At 66.1% G+C, this 13,283-nt stretch carries 13 protein-coding genes; 3 read left to right on the top strand and 10 right to left on the bottom strand.

Going from position 1 to position 13,283, the window contains the following annotated elements; genetic code table 11:
* Nucleotides 1-9: 9 nt before the first annotated feature.
* Both ACZZ9K_RS07065 and ACZZ9K_RS07070 read right to left on the bottom strand, forming a co-directional pair.
* Nucleotides 10-951, bottom strand: a complete 942-nt coding sequence (locus ACZZ9K_RS07065; RefSeq protein WP_463443677.1) for a carbohydrate ABC transporter permease — start codon at nt 949-951, stop codon at nt 10-12.
* A gap of 11 nt (nt 952-962) precedes the next feature.
* Nucleotides 963-1,937 (bottom strand): carbohydrate ABC transporter permease, encoded by a 975-nt coding sequence (locus ACZZ9K_RS07070; protein WP_228516654.1) that lies wholly within the window; start codon nt 1,935-1,937, stop codon nt 963-965.
* A 201-nt stretch (nt 1,938-2,138) separates the two neighbouring features.
* On the opposite strand from ACZZ9K_RS07070, the gene ACZZ9K_RS07075 reads away from it, so the two are divergent.
* Nucleotides 2,139-3,404, top strand: coding sequence for a Gfo/Idh/MocA family protein (locus ACZZ9K_RS07075; RefSeq protein ID WP_395876573.1), 1,266 nt, complete (start codon nt 2,139-2,141; stop codon nt 3,402-3,404).
* 76 nt (nt 3,405-3,480) lie between these two features.
* Nucleotides 3,481-4,494, top strand: a complete 1,014-nt coding sequence (locus ACZZ9K_RS07080; protein WP_463443678.1) for a LacI family DNA-binding transcriptional regulator — start codon at nt 3,481-3,483, stop codon at nt 4,492-4,494.
* A gap of 70 nt (nt 4,495-4,564) precedes the next feature.
* On the opposite strand, the gene ACZZ9K_RS07085 is transcribed toward ACZZ9K_RS07080, so the two are convergent.
* On the bottom strand, nt 4,565-5,020 hold the full coding sequence (locus ACZZ9K_RS07085) for a winged helix-turn-helix transcriptional regulator (protein ID WP_110865514.1): 456 nt from the start codon (nt 5,018-5,020) through the stop codon (nt 4,565-4,567).
* An 84-nt stretch (nt 5,021-5,104) separates the two neighbouring features.
* On the opposite strand from ACZZ9K_RS07085, the gene ACZZ9K_RS07090 reads away from it, so the two are divergent.
* Complete coding sequence (locus tag ACZZ9K_RS07090; protein WP_138804065.1) at nt 5,105-5,800, top strand: SDR family oxidoreductase; 696 nt, start codon at nt 5,105-5,107, stop codon at nt 5,798-5,800.
* 17 nt (nt 5,801-5,817) lie between these two features.
* On the opposite strand, the gene ACZZ9K_RS07095 is transcribed toward ACZZ9K_RS07090, so the two are convergent.
* The 7 genes from ACZZ9K_RS07095 to ACZZ9K_RS07125 form a co-directional block, all read right to left on the bottom strand.
* Nucleotides 5,818-6,381, bottom strand: coding sequence for a GrpB family protein (locus ACZZ9K_RS07095; RefSeq protein ID WP_214562836.1), 564 nt, complete (start codon nt 6,379-6,381; stop codon nt 5,818-5,820).
* Complete coding sequence (locus tag ACZZ9K_RS07100; protein WP_463443679.1) at nt 6,378-6,896, bottom strand: GNAT family N-acetyltransferase; 519 nt, start codon at nt 6,894-6,896, stop codon at nt 6,378-6,380. Before ACZZ9K_RS07100 ends, ACZZ9K_RS07095 begins: the two co-directional genes overlap by 4 nt.
* A gap of 253 nt (nt 6,897-7,149) precedes the next feature.
* Entirely contained in the window at nt 7,150-8,271 is a 1,122-nt protein-coding gene (locus ACZZ9K_RS07105) for an MFS transporter (protein WP_027466093.1), read from the bottom strand.
* Between the two features lie 101 nt (nt 8,272-8,372).
* Nucleotides 8,373-9,554, bottom strand: coding sequence for a glycosyltransferase (locus tag ACZZ9K_RS07110; protein WP_463443680.1), 1,182 nt, complete (start codon nt 9,552-9,554; stop codon nt 8,373-8,375).
* Nucleotides 9,551-10,060, bottom strand: coding sequence for an NUDIX hydrolase (locus tag ACZZ9K_RS07115; RefSeq protein WP_139179084.1), 510 nt, complete (start codon nt 10,058-10,060; stop codon nt 9,551-9,553). Before ACZZ9K_RS07115 ends, ACZZ9K_RS07110 begins: the two co-directional genes overlap by 4 nt.
* The gene (locus ACZZ9K_RS07120; protein ID WP_463443681.1) at nt 10,057-11,205 is read right to left on the bottom strand and encodes a DegT/DnrJ/EryC1/StrS family aminotransferase; all 1,149 of its coding nucleotides are present in this window, start codon (nt 11,203-11,205) and stop codon (nt 10,057-10,059) included. The genes ACZZ9K_RS07115 and ACZZ9K_RS07120 overlap by 4 nt, the downstream gene beginning before the upstream one ends.
* Entirely contained in the window at nt 11,186-12,202 is a 1,017-nt protein-coding gene (locus ACZZ9K_RS07125) for a Gfo/Idh/MocA family protein (RefSeq protein WP_463443682.1), read from the bottom strand. Before ACZZ9K_RS07125 ends, ACZZ9K_RS07120 begins: the two co-directional genes overlap by 20 nt.
* Nucleotides 12,203-13,283 lie beyond the last annotated feature (1,081 nt).

Raw genomic sequence — 13,283 nt, forward strand, 5'->3', positions numbered from 1 at the left:
AGCGCCGGGTCACTTGATCCCGGAGAAGCCGATGGAGTTGACGATCCGCTTGGCGAAGACGCCGAACAGCAGGATCATCGGGAGCGCCGCCACCAGGGTCGCGGCCATGAGCCCGGCCCAGTCGGTGCCGGACTGCGGGGTCTGCGACTTGAAGACGCCGAGCGCGACGGTCAGCACCCGCGAGCTGTCGGTGTACGACACCATGAGCGGCCAGAAGTAGTCGTTCCAGCTCGTGATGTACGTCAGCACGGCGAGGGTGGCGATCGGGGCCGCCGCCATCGGGATGACGAGCCGGAAGAACACGCGGACCTTGCCGGCGCCGTCGATGAGCGCCGCCTCTTCGACCTCCTTCGAGATGCCGAGGAAGAACTGCCGCAGGAAGAACACCGCGAACGGGGTCATGAACATCGTCGGCAGGGCGATGCCGAACAGGTTGTCGACGAGCCCGAGCTGCTTGATGAGCGTGAAGTTCGGCAGCAGCGTGAAGATCGCGGGGACCATCAGCCCGGCCAGGAACACCCCGAACACCTTGTCGCGACCGGGCCAGCGCAGCCGGGCGAAGGCGTAGGCGGCCGCCGCCGAGAAGAACACCTGGCCGACGGTGACGAGCGTCGACACCAGGATCGAGTTGAGCAGGTACCGCCAGAAGTCCAGCGCGGCGCCGGACCCGCCCTGGGCCAACGCCTCTTCGGTGGACTGCAGACCGAAGACCCGCTCGAACCCGCCCAGGCTGAACCCGACGGGCAGCAGCGAGGTGGGGTCGGAGTTGATCGCGGTGTTCGACGACAGCGCGGTGCGCAGGATCCAGTAGAACGGGAACAGGGTGACGACGATGACGAGGATCATCGCGACCCAGGCGAGCACACGGCCGAGCGACGGGCGACGACGGTGGCCGGCCCCCATCCGCGGCGGGCGGGACGTGGTGACGGAACGGGTGAGTGTCGTGGTCATGGCGCTTCCGTTCAGTCCAGGTCGGACTCACCCGAGCGGGTGAGGCGGTACTGGATGATCGTGATGATGCTGAGGACGATGAGGAGCGCGACCGAGACCGCGGACGCGTAGCCGAACTGGAACCGGCCGAACGCCAGGTTGTAGATGTAGTTCTGCACGACGTTCGTGGCGTTCGCGGGGCCGCCCTGCGTGGTGACGGCGACGGTGTCGAACACCTGGAACGACCCGATCACGGTGATGATCAGCACCAGGGACAGGATCGGGCGGAGCAGCGGCACCGTGATGCGCCAGAACATCTTCCACTCGCTCGCACCGTCGATTCGTCCGGCCTCGTACACGGTCTCGGGCAGCGACTGCAGGCCTGCGAAGATGAGCAGCGCCGTGTAGCCGACGTGCCTCCAGACGTTGATGAGCGCGATCGAGGGGATGCCCCAGACGTCGCTCTGCAGGAACGGGATGCGGTCGAGCCCGAGTGCGGCGAGCATCTCGTTGCCGATGCCGAGCTGGGTGTCGAGGATCCAGAGCCAGACGAGGGCGGCGACGACGTTCGACACCAGGTACGGCGCGAGCACGATGCCGCGCACGAAGGTCGACTTGGTCAGGCGGTGCATCATCACGGCGATGAACAGCGCGACGACGGTCTGGATGACGATGTTGATGAGCACGTACTCGACGGTCACCACCATCGAGTGCCAGAAGATCGAGTCCTGCACCAGGCGGGCGTAGTTCTGCAGGCCGGTGAACTCGGGCTCGGTGAGCAGGTTGTACGAGGTGAAGCTCAGGTAGATGCCCCGCACGGTCGGCCAGGCGAGGAACACCGCGAACCCGACGGCTGCCGGGGCGATGAAGACGAGCGCGAGCCACAGGTCGTTCCTGGGGCGGCGCCGTGGTGCGGTGGTGCGGGCTCGGGCGAGGTCGGCGGACCGACTCCTCCGTCTCGTGCTGGCGGTCGTCAAGGGTGACGACACAGGGCTCTCGGTTGCCATCGCGACTCCTTCGTCTGCGGTGGACTGACGTGCAGCAGTCCGTGAGCCGGGAATCTACACGTGGGGACCACGGCTGGCAAGGGTCTTTTTCCGGGCCGTGGACGGGGGTTGTCACGTGTAGACAACGTGTGTCAGGATGGCGTTCGATCGCATCGGAGCGACCCGCTCGGCGACGCATCCCACACCCTGGAAAGGTCACTGATGATCTCTGTCGGAATGGTCGGCGCGGGCCAGTTCGCCCCCCAGTTCGCCAAGCTGTTCAAGCTCCACCCCGACGTCGACCGGGTCTACGTCACCGACCTCGTCGGCGAGCGCGCGTCCGAACTCGTCGAGACCCAGCACCTCGACGGCACGTTCCCGGACTTCGACGCCGTCCTCGCCTCGGACGTCGACGCCGTCGCGATCTTCACGCAGCGCTGGACCCACGGTCCGCTCGTGGTCAAGGCCCTGCGCGCCGGCAAGCACGTGTACTCCGCCGTGCCGATGGCGATCTCCGTCGACGAGATCCGCGACATCATCCAGGCGGTCCGCGAGACCGGCCTGACCTACATGATGGGCGAGACGAGCTACTACAACCCCGCGACGGTGTTCGCCCGCAAGCAGGTCGCCGCCGGTGCCTTCGGCCGGGTGTTCTACGCCGAGGGTGACTACGTGCACGACATGGACCTCGGCTTCTACGCCGCCTACCAGTACAGCGGCGGCGACGAGTGGAAGCGCACCGCCAGCTACCCGCCCATGCTCTACCCGACGCACTCGGTCGGTGGGGTCCTCGGCGCGATCCCCGGGCACGCGGTCAGCGTCAGCTGCATCGGTGTCAAGGACGACCGCGGCGACGGCGTCTTCGACAAGGACGTCAGCCAGTTCGACAACGACTTCTCGAACGCCACCGCCCTGTTCGAGCTCGACAACGGCGGGGTCATGCGCATCAACGAGATGCGTCGCGTCGGCTACCCGTCGCACATCCGCGAGTCACGGTTCCGCTACTTCGGCACCGAGGCCAGCTTCGAGCAGCTCGCGAAGACCAGCGTCTGGCAGGACAAGGAGGACTCGTACGACATCAGCGACAAGATCGACACCCAGGCGACGATGTCCCTCGACGACCCGCGCCTGGCCGACGTCGACCCGTCCCTGCGCGACGCGTTCGTCTCCGGCTACGCCGAGGTGCACGACACCGACCGTCTGCCCGCCGAGTACGACGGTGTGCCGACCGGGCACGAGGGCAGCCACCAGTTCCTCGCCGACGACTTCGTCCGCGCCGTCGTCGACCGGACCCTGCCGCCGGTGAACGCCTGGACCGCCGCGCGCTTCACCCTGCCGGGCATCATCGCCCACCAGTCCGCGCTGCAGGGCGGCGCCCGCCTCGAGGTGCCGGACTTCGGTGACGCCCCGGAAACGACGAGCGCTGCGACGCCGAGCGCACCGACGTCGGCCGGCAGCACGTCGTCGGCTACGATCGCGTCCGAGTAACACGTGTCGTTCGGGTGCCGGTCCGTCGTGGGCCGGCACCCGAACGACGCTCCCGGACCCGACGAAGGTGGCACCCGTGACCGTCCCGACGAACCCCAGGGCGGTCACCCGTGCGGACGTCGCCCGCTACGCCGGGGTCAGCACCTCCGTCGTCAGCTACGTCGTGCACGACGGACCGCGCCCCGTCGCCGCCGCCACCGCCGCCCGGGTGCGCGAGGCCATCCGGGTCCTCGGCTACCGCCCGAACGCGAGCGCCCAGGCCCTGCGCACCGGCTCGTCGAAGATGCTCGGACTGATCGTGCCCGAACTCGACAACCCGTTCTGGTCCGAGCTCGCCGTCGCCGTCACCCACGCCGCCGCTGCACGCGGCTACGACGTCCTGCTCGCCAACAGCGACGGCGACGCCGCCCAGGAACGCGAACGGCTCCGCAGCCTGTCCGCCCGCCAGGTCGACGGCATCATCGTGACGAGCATCATGACCCACCCGGACCTGTCGACCGTCACCGACCCCGGTCTGCCGATGGTCCTGCTCAACACGTTCTTCGAGGTCCCCGAGTACGCCAGCATCGGTGTCGACGCCCTGCGTGGCGCCCTCGACGGCACGCAGCACCTGGTCGAGCACGGCTACCGCTCGATCGGCCTCGTGATGGGGCACACCGGCTCGATGGAGCTCCGCGAGCAGGGCTGGATGCGTGCCCTGCGCCAGGCCGGCCTGCCCGACGGCCCCATCGTCCGCACCGACTTCACCCGGCGCGGAGGCTACGAAGCCGGCCTCCGCATGTTCGCCGACGAGACCGGACCCAGAGCCGTCTTCGTCAGCTCCGACATGCAGGCGATCGGCGTCATGCGCGCACTGTGGGAACTCGGTCTGCGCGTCCCCGAGGACGTCGCGATCGTGTCGTTCGACGGTGCGGCCGAGGCGGACTACACGAACCCGCAGCTCACCACGGTCCGGCAGCCGATCGAGACGATGGCGGTCGCCGCGGTCGACCGCGTGCTCGGCCTCGACGCCGACAACCAGTGGCACCGCGACCTGGTCCCCGCCGAGTTGGTCCTCGGCGGGAGTTGCGGGTGCGACGTGCGTCGCTGACGCACCCACCGACAGGCTGGAGGCGCGGGGCGGGGCCGCCACGGGCCTCCTGGCCGTCAGCTGGTCGCGTTCAGGACGCCGGCTCCATGACGGCGCGGAGGCGCGCGGTCGGGATGCGCTGCTGCGCATCCACCGTCACGGCGGCGGCCTCGACCGCCTCGCCGGTCTCGGCGTCGACGAAGCGCAGGTCCGACGCCCGCTCGGACGGACGGTGCCGGTCGGCCCAGCCGCCGAGGGCGAGCAGCACGAGCGACAGGTCGCGGCCGGCGTCGGTCAGGACGTACTCCTCGCGGGCACGTGCCCCCTCGGGCTTGTAGGTCGTGCGCTCGAGCACTCCCCCGTCGACGAGTGAGGCCAGCCGTGCAGTCAGGACCTCGCGCGGGATGCCGAGGCTCTGCTGGAACTGGCTGAAGCGAGTCGAGCCACCGACGGCGTCGCGGACGATCATGAGCGTCCACTTCTCGCCGAGGACGTCGAGGGAGCGTGCGATGGGGCAGCGCTCGTCGCCGCCGAGGATGCCGAGCATGTGTTCATCCTAGCTGGGTTCGATTTCCGGACACAACGTGCTAGGTTCGTTTTCCGTACTCAACTTCTCTTGTCTGGAGCACTCATGACCGACCTCACCAACGCCGTCGTCCTCGTCACCGGAGCGAACGGCGGCCTCGGCGCCGAGTTCGTCCGCCAAGCCCTGGAGCGTGGCGCCACGAAGGTCTACGCGACCGCCCGCAACCCGCGCACCTGGGACGACGAGCGCATCGTCCCGCTCGCCCTCGACGTCACGAGCCAGGAGAGCGTCGACACCGCAGCCCGCGCCGCAGCCGACGTGACCGTCGTCGTGAACAACGCCGGGATCGCCGGCTCCGACCCGCTCGTCGACGTCTCCGTCGAAGAGGTCGAGCGCATCTTCGCCACCAACGTCTTCGGTGCACTCCGTGTCGCCAAGGCCTTCGCCCCCTCGATCGCCAACGGTGCGCTGATCGACGTGCACTCCGCCCTGAGCTGGGTCGCCCTCGCCGGCGCGTACTCGGCGTCGAAGGCCGCGTTCTGGTCGATCACGAACTCCCTGCGCCTCGAGCTCGCACCACAGGGCACCCAGGTCGTCGGCGCCCACCTCGGCTACACCGACACCGGCATGATCGCCGACCTCGACGTCGAGAAGTCCGACCCCGCCGACATCGTCCGCTCGATCTGGGACGCGGTGGAGGCCGGCGAGCACGAGGTCCTCGCCGACCAGGTCAGCCGTGACGTCCGGGCCGGCCTGAGCGCCCCGCTCACCGCGCTCTACCCGATGCTCGCCAGCGCCTGAAGGCCGTCCCCGTCGGGTCAGCCGCCCGCGCCGCGGTCGGTGATCCGACGGTTCGTCGCGGTGATGGCGGCGCGCTCGTCGTCGGACAGGCCACCGGCGTGGAGGATCCGGCTCAGCACGTCGCTCTTCCGCTCGATGTAGTCGTCGATGTCCTCGGCCTCGGTGGCTGCCCGGCGTTTCACGGCGGCGTACTCGTCGCGGAGCGCCGGGTCGGCACGCAGCACGTCGCGGACGGCCAGGTGGTTCCGCAGCGCGAGCGACCCGGCTGCGACGACGTAGGTGTTCGTCGGGGCGAAGCGCTCCGGAGCCCGGAACGCCTGCCGCCCCGGAACCCCCAGGTCACCACGCGGCGCGAACCCGATCGTCGCCATCGCCGCCACCGCGGCCGGCACGTCATCGGTGTCCACCACGACGTCGACGTCGAGCACGGGCTTCGCCGCCAGGCCCGGCACGGACGTGCTGCCCACGTGCTCGATGCTCCGGAACGGCACGTCGGCGTCGTCGAGTGCGGCGGCGTACGCATCGTGCAGCTGCCGGAACCGCTCGGGCCAGGCAGGTCGGTACTCGACGACCTCGATCACGGGGCCGGCGTCGGCGCGAGGAGCTGGAACATGACGTGGTCGCGCCAGACCCCGTCGATCTTGATGTACTCCGGCGCGAAGCCGTAGCGGGTGAAGCCTGCAGACTCGAGTGCGCGCTGCGAGCCGACGTTCTCGGGCAGCGTCTCGGCCTGCACGCGGTGCAGGCGGAGCACGTCGAACGCGTGGGCCGCAGCGGCGCGGACGGCGCGGGATGCGTGGCCCTGGCGCGTGCGGTCAGAGCGGATCCAGTAGCCCATCGCGCACGACTGCAGCGCACCGCGGGCGACACCGCTCAGCGTGATCCGGCCGAGGATTTCCCCGTCGGTCGACTCGATGACGAACGGCACCGCGTTGCCGGCCCGCTGCGCGGCGAGGGCCTGCGTGATGACGTCCCGCTGCCCGGACTCCGTGTAGTACGACGGCGCTCGGGCCGGTTCCCACGGACGCAGGAACTCGGCGTTCTCGGTGATGACCGCAGCCAGGACGGCCGCGTCGTCGAGGCGGAGTGGGCGCAACCGTGTGTCCATCGCGGAGGTTCACCAATCGGTCGGTGCAGAGAGATCCCGCCAGTCGGCGTCATCCCCTGTGGGGACTGCATCCGGACGACAGCGAGGTGTGCGTTACATCACGGTAGCGGCAAGGGCTCTGTGGCACGGCCGTCCTCTGAGCCCGCTTACGTGCTCGACGACCTCCGATCGGTCCGCCTCCAGGTGAGTTCTTGAAGGCATCGTGGATCCCCCAGGTGATCGAGGTCTCCTCACTCTTGATTCAGCTCACACTGCCGAAGACCGACCTCGATGCGCCAGATCTCGAGTGCACCACCCAGCCGAGTGCGGCCGCTCCAAACGACATCGCCGCAGCTAGCCAGAAGATTGCCGGGGAGTACCCCGGCACCACGAGCGGCAACAATGCGCCGAGAACCGTCCCCACCTGCGTCACCGCCATGTACGCGCTCGCCCCAGCCCCCGCATCCGACCCTCGAACGTCAGAGAGCAGCAACAGGCCGACACTCTGGAATCCGGCTCCGACGAATGAGTAGAGAGCTTGCACGATGAAGAGTGCCCAGATGCCGGTCGATGAGGCCATCAGGACGAACACGGCGATGGAAACGCTAGCGACGACGACGGAGGCGAGAGCGGATCCCTGCCGTCGCATAAGCATGCCGAGAATCGGCAGCATCGCAAACTCCAGCAGTGACCCGACCATGAAACTCGCCGAGATCAGTGACGGCTCGATACCACCGGAAGCCGCAACCAAAGGAAGGTAGAGCCCTCGAAGAGTGTCCACCGACTTGAGTAGAGCGACAACGACCAGCGCGGCGCAGACCACCAATGCTGGCGGACGCCGAAGCGGTGAGCGCGTCGCCTCCCCCAAAGCCCTAGGCGACGGAGCCACCTTGCCTCGAAACACTGAGGACACCGGTCCGGTCAGGCACAGGCTCGCGACGAGTGCCGCTACGAGAAGAGGGTCCAGGTGCAGCGCTACACAGACGCTGTACAGGAGGAGACCGGCGATGTAGCCCGCGATGAGCACTCGCCTGAACCGCAGGACCATCGTCGTCGTGATCTCTCCACCCAGGGCAGTTCCAGCTCGCCCGAAGATCTGGGGCACGACCGCACTCACGCAGAGCATGAGCACTCCGCCGGTGTAGAGGACCTCAGGCTGGTCCGCCGAGCGCGCCACGAGGAGAGTCCCGACCGGCACACAGCAGAGCGTTCCGATCAACGCCAGCCGCGGGTACCCCGCCCGGCGGATCCTCGGGACGAGCACAGTGTTGTAGAACACTGCCACGAACGCATTGGACACGAAGAACACGGCTATGGCGGCCTTCGAGAGGCCTGCACTGTTCAAGGCGAGTGGGAGTCCGACGGCCGTGAGCCCTCCGAACATCGCGTTGAAGAGCAGAACCAGTTCGTAGGGCCGAGATCCCGGGCGACCCGATGGGCTTGGCGCAGGTGCATGCTCGTGACCTTGTTCCCCCTCTCCGCGCCTCATCGGCTACCTGTCCGATCGACTCGATGAGCGAGTCGTGAGGCCTCCGCGGTCACGAATTCAGACCAATGGGCAAGGAGTGGTCTGAACCGCTGCGTTATGACTGCCCGATCGAATTGACCTTCGTTGAAGAGAGTCGCCATGCCGAGAGACGAGACGAGACCGGGGTCGTGCTCCGAACGGCTGCGGTGGACGCATGGGTCGAGGACCACGTCGTCAGCGCCAATCGGAATCTCCGGGACACCGAAGTAGACAATCCGCTCCGGGCCGGGCTCCGTGCGTCGTGACGGAGCGCACGGCGTCATCCGTCGAAGCTCCGCTTCGAGGAGCTCGCCTTCGACTTGCTCGCTCCGGGCCGAGGGACGGACTGCGCGGTAGAACTCCACCCACACATCGTCGTACTTCCGTTGCATCGCCCGGAGATTGCTATCGTTCTCGGCCGCCTTTTGCGTCGAGCTCAGATCAGCGACTTCAGGAATCTCCAAAGCCCAGGCCGCCCGTTCCCACCTGACCTGACATCCGGAGGCAAGAAGACGGTATCCGAGATCGATGTCCTCGACTCCATAGCTCCTGAAGTTCTCGTCAAATCCGCCGACCTTGGAGAAGGCGGTCGCAGCCACCGCTACGTTACGGCCCCAGAACAAGCGCCACGGCATCATGATTTCGGCAGGGTGAACTGCGGCTGCGAGGGCCAGCTCTCGGTAGTCCGCAACGCCGGGGATACCGAAGAAGCGATGCGGCTGGAAGTCGGCGCCAGCGTCGCAGAAGACCCTTGCGACGTAGGAGGCGTACGGCGGCGCGACGTCATACCCGTACGTTGGCCCCATCGCAACGAAGTCAACCGACGATGCTCGCTCTGCTGCTGCAAGGTATGTCTCCACCAACCGCGGTCCGGGCAACGTCCCGCAGTCAAGGAACACGAGGAGCGCGCCGCTCGCTGCGCTCGCCCCCAGGTTCCGTGCCGCCGCCAGTCGAAATCCGTCACGCTCCTGCCGAACGTGCGTCATCGGGAACGAGAACGTCCCCTCGACTTCATCAACAACGGGGTGTTTTGAACCATCGTCAGCCACGACGACCTCGAACGAAGACGACGTCTGCCTGTCGAGTGCCTCGAGTGTCTGGGAGAGTTCCCTCGATCGGTTGAAGGTCGGGATGACGACCGACACCTCGGTGCGCGTCATCCCGCTTCCTCGTCCATGAATCTCTTCGCGAATGCCCTGGTGGCATCGAAGACGTCCATCTGTTCGAGGATCTCGGCGCGCGTGAACCAGCCGCACGCTTCCACCTCTGCAAGGTCGACGGTGGTCGTCAAACCCGCGCCTTCTCTCACGGACAACCGAAAGATGTGATCGATGTGAATATGCGGTTTCCCGATTCGAGAGTCGCCGTGTCCGATGAACTGCGCGGATACCGCGATCGGTGCGGGCAGTTGCACGTCAATAACACCTCCGAGTTGCAGGTCCCACTGGACTGCGGGGTGAATTGCTTCGACCCCGGTCTCCTCAAGAACCTCACGGAGGACTGCGTCGTGTGCAAGTTCGCCGTCCTCGACGTGCCCTCCCGGAGGTAACCACCGCCGCAGCTTGCGGTGGGCGACGAGCAACAGCCGCACCTGGTCCGGCGTGGTCACGTATCCGGAAGCAGTGTCGTGACGCTGGTAGTCGTACATTCCCTCAATCACGCTCACGCTGACGTTCCCATCGTCTCCTCAATCGCGCGCTCGATCCGGCCGAGGTCCGACTCGGCCAACCCCTCATGCGTTGGGAGGGTCACAAACTCGGCCAGAGCTCGTTCCGCATTCGGCGTGTCAGCGGATCTGTACTCCGCGAAGAGCGGCATGCGGTTCAGCGGTACGCCTCCGAATCGGAAGATGTCTGACACGATGCCTCGACTGTGCAGGACACGGCCAACGCCCGTGGCGTCGGAACCACGGGGCCCCTCGACCACCAACGAGTAGTGATTCGGCGTTCCCGACTCGACAGGCCGTGGTCGGTAGTCGTGGCGCAAACGACGAACTGCCTCAGCGAGACGTGCCGCGTTCGCCGTCCTTGCCGCTATCTTGCGGTCGAGCTTCAGCAATTGCTGCCTTCCCAGAGCCGCCGCGATCGCTGATGTTCTGAAGTTCAGCCCGAATGCGTGCCCGTAGGTCCCCGCCAGAGCCGCAAGAGACGGATGGGCAGGGTCGATCTTCCCGAAGTCACGGATCTCCCGGACACGACGCGCGAGGTCGACGTCGTCTGTAAGGATGAAGCCTCCTTCTCCGGTGGACACCATTTTTCGCTCCTGAGTGCTGAAGAAACTGGCATGGCTGGTGCGGCCGGCCAGTCGCCCGTTCCCCTCAACGGTCCCGTGCGCGTGCGAAGCGTCTTCGATCACTGGAATCGCCCAGTCAGAAGCAAGGCTTTGCACCTCTTCGACGTTCGTCGGATATCCCCACATCGGCACCGTGACAATCAGCCGAGTGCGGGCGGAACGCGCGAGCTCGAGGCCCCGCAGGTCCAGGCCGAACGTCGTTGCAGCGATGTCCACGAACACCGGGCACGCCCCCGAAGCGATGATCGGAAGCACCGTCATCACCGGAGCAGTCGGTGGAAGAATCACCTCGTCACCCGGGCCGATGCCGTACGCATAGAGCAGGACTTGCAATGCCGCCGTACCGCTCGAGACAGCAAGCGCGAACGCCGATCCGAAGTACTCAGCGAGCTCGGTCTCATAGACTCGAACCAGGGGCGAGGTTCCCGAGAGCGCTCCTGACTGTACGGCCGCCACGACTGCCGACACGTCTCGCTCATCGATGTCGATGTTCCGGTTCTCAAGCAGCTTCAAGGACATTCGCCGCCTCCATCCTGTCCATCAACTCGTACATCGGCAAACAGGCAGCCAAAGTCGGAGCCATTTGAGCATGCGAGGTTTTGTCGTTCAGAAAAGATTCGAACTGCAGAGTGAAGCCATTGCGCCTGTGACCGGTCGACACCGGACTCGGTCGCCAGCTGCTTCGCCACCACTTCGGGCCGACCCCGAGAGGATGAGTGACTCCTTGAGTCGATATCTCGATCTCCAGCAGCGAGTTGATCGTGATCATCGAACCGTTGTCAGAGATTGCTTGGAGACTCCAATCGAAGAACGGAGCGGACGACGAGGCGACCAATTCAAAGGTGAAGGGGTTTCCAGATCGTCGGCTCACGAACTGTTTGTTGAGTGACATGAGTACCCCAACCTGACTGTCGTACGCAGTGAAATGCTCGTCATCACTCGCAGGCGCACCAGCCTCGAAGACGACACCCAACGCATGGATCACTTGTGATAGAAGAAAATCCCGGCGGTGATTGTTCTGCAACCAAAGCGGCTGGTCGGGTTTGTTGTTCAGATGGTTGATACGCATGTACGCCAGGTTGCCAAAGGCCGCGTCCTGCATGGCCTGGAGCGCTATCTGCACTGGCTCGGAGTAGCTGAAGTTGAGCCCCACCCGGGTAGGCGTGCCCGACGTGCGATTCAGCCGCAGGAGTTGTTGAAGGCCACTCGTCGTCAACGTAGGAGGCTTCTCGACGAACGTCGGGATCCCGCGCGGGATAGCCATTTCCAGAACACGCTGGTGCACTGTCGGAGTCGACGCGACGATCAGTGCATCCGGTGTAACTGAGCCGAGGAGCTCTTCAACTGATCCGAATTGAACTGCTTTCAACTTCTCCGCAGCTCGGGAGCGCGTGACCGGGTCGGTGTCACAGACCCAATCGATACGCACGTTCGGTATGGTCGCGAGGCTGGGCACGAGATTCGTCCAGGCCTGCTCACCAACCCCGATCACCGCAATTTTTTTCATACTCGCCATTGAGTCCCCCTCGTGGTCAGTGAAGGTACCACAACGTACCCCCATCAGGGCACGCTAGCATGAGCTCCGGTTCGCATCGAATCAGTTCTCGACGAATCGAGGAACGGAGGGATTCCCTTGCGGGTGTTATTCTTCCCTTGGGGTGGCGGGAACGGGCACGTCGGCCGACTTCTGCATATCGCGCGTGAAGCAAACGAAGCCGGCCATTCGTGCGCGATGGCGGTCTCGACTCAGAAGCACGTCGATCTCGTCGCACGGTCCGGTGTGCATCCCGTCGTGTACCCAGAGGGTCTCATCTCGGCCGGTTATTGGGACCGCTGGACCGACCCGGCGTACTTTTCCTTGTCAGTCGAATGGGACGCGAGCACGCTGCGAGCGTTCAACGCAAACCTCGCGGTGCACGACGGTCGCCCATCAGTGGGATCGGCCGCGGCGCGGTTCGGCATACCCGTGACGTCCGTGCTCCAATCGCTGCATCTTCCCGGGCACCGGTACGCCGGGCGAGCGTCCGAGCAGATCTGGACAGACATGGCGGATTCACTCGGCGCAGGGCGACTCGTCGACGGCCGTGAACTCTTGGCAGTAGGCGGCGTTGGTGTTCCGAGTGTGCCGCAGATCGATCAGGTACCGAAGGGCTTCAGGGGGAAGGTCACGTACCTCGGACCGTTGACGGGTCGACAGACGCCTTCTGGTCCAACGTCGCCAGACGGCCATCGAACGCTCTTCTACGGCGTCGTTCCCGAGTCCGACGACGTGGACGCGTTTCTTGGCGCTTTCGCTGATCTCGGCCCGTCACTGTCCGTGGCGTGGGGGCGAACGCCCCCGACGCGGCTGGCGCGGACGTTACGTGCGATCGGTGTCGATTGCTTGGAGCTGGCCTCCGACGATGTACTTGCTTCGTGCGACAGCGTGGTCTTTCACGGCGGCCACGGCACAACTTTGCTGCTCCTTCAGTTCGGCCTCACCGGGGTTGTCCTGCCTGGGGGAAGCCCCGAGCGGTTGGCGAATGCTCACGCCCTCCGGCGCCTCGGGCTTGCTCAAGTCATCGAGACCAGCGGTGAGACGTCGTGGGCGGCACACG

The sequence above is a fragment of the Curtobacterium sp. AC268 genome (genome assembly GCF_979258745.1).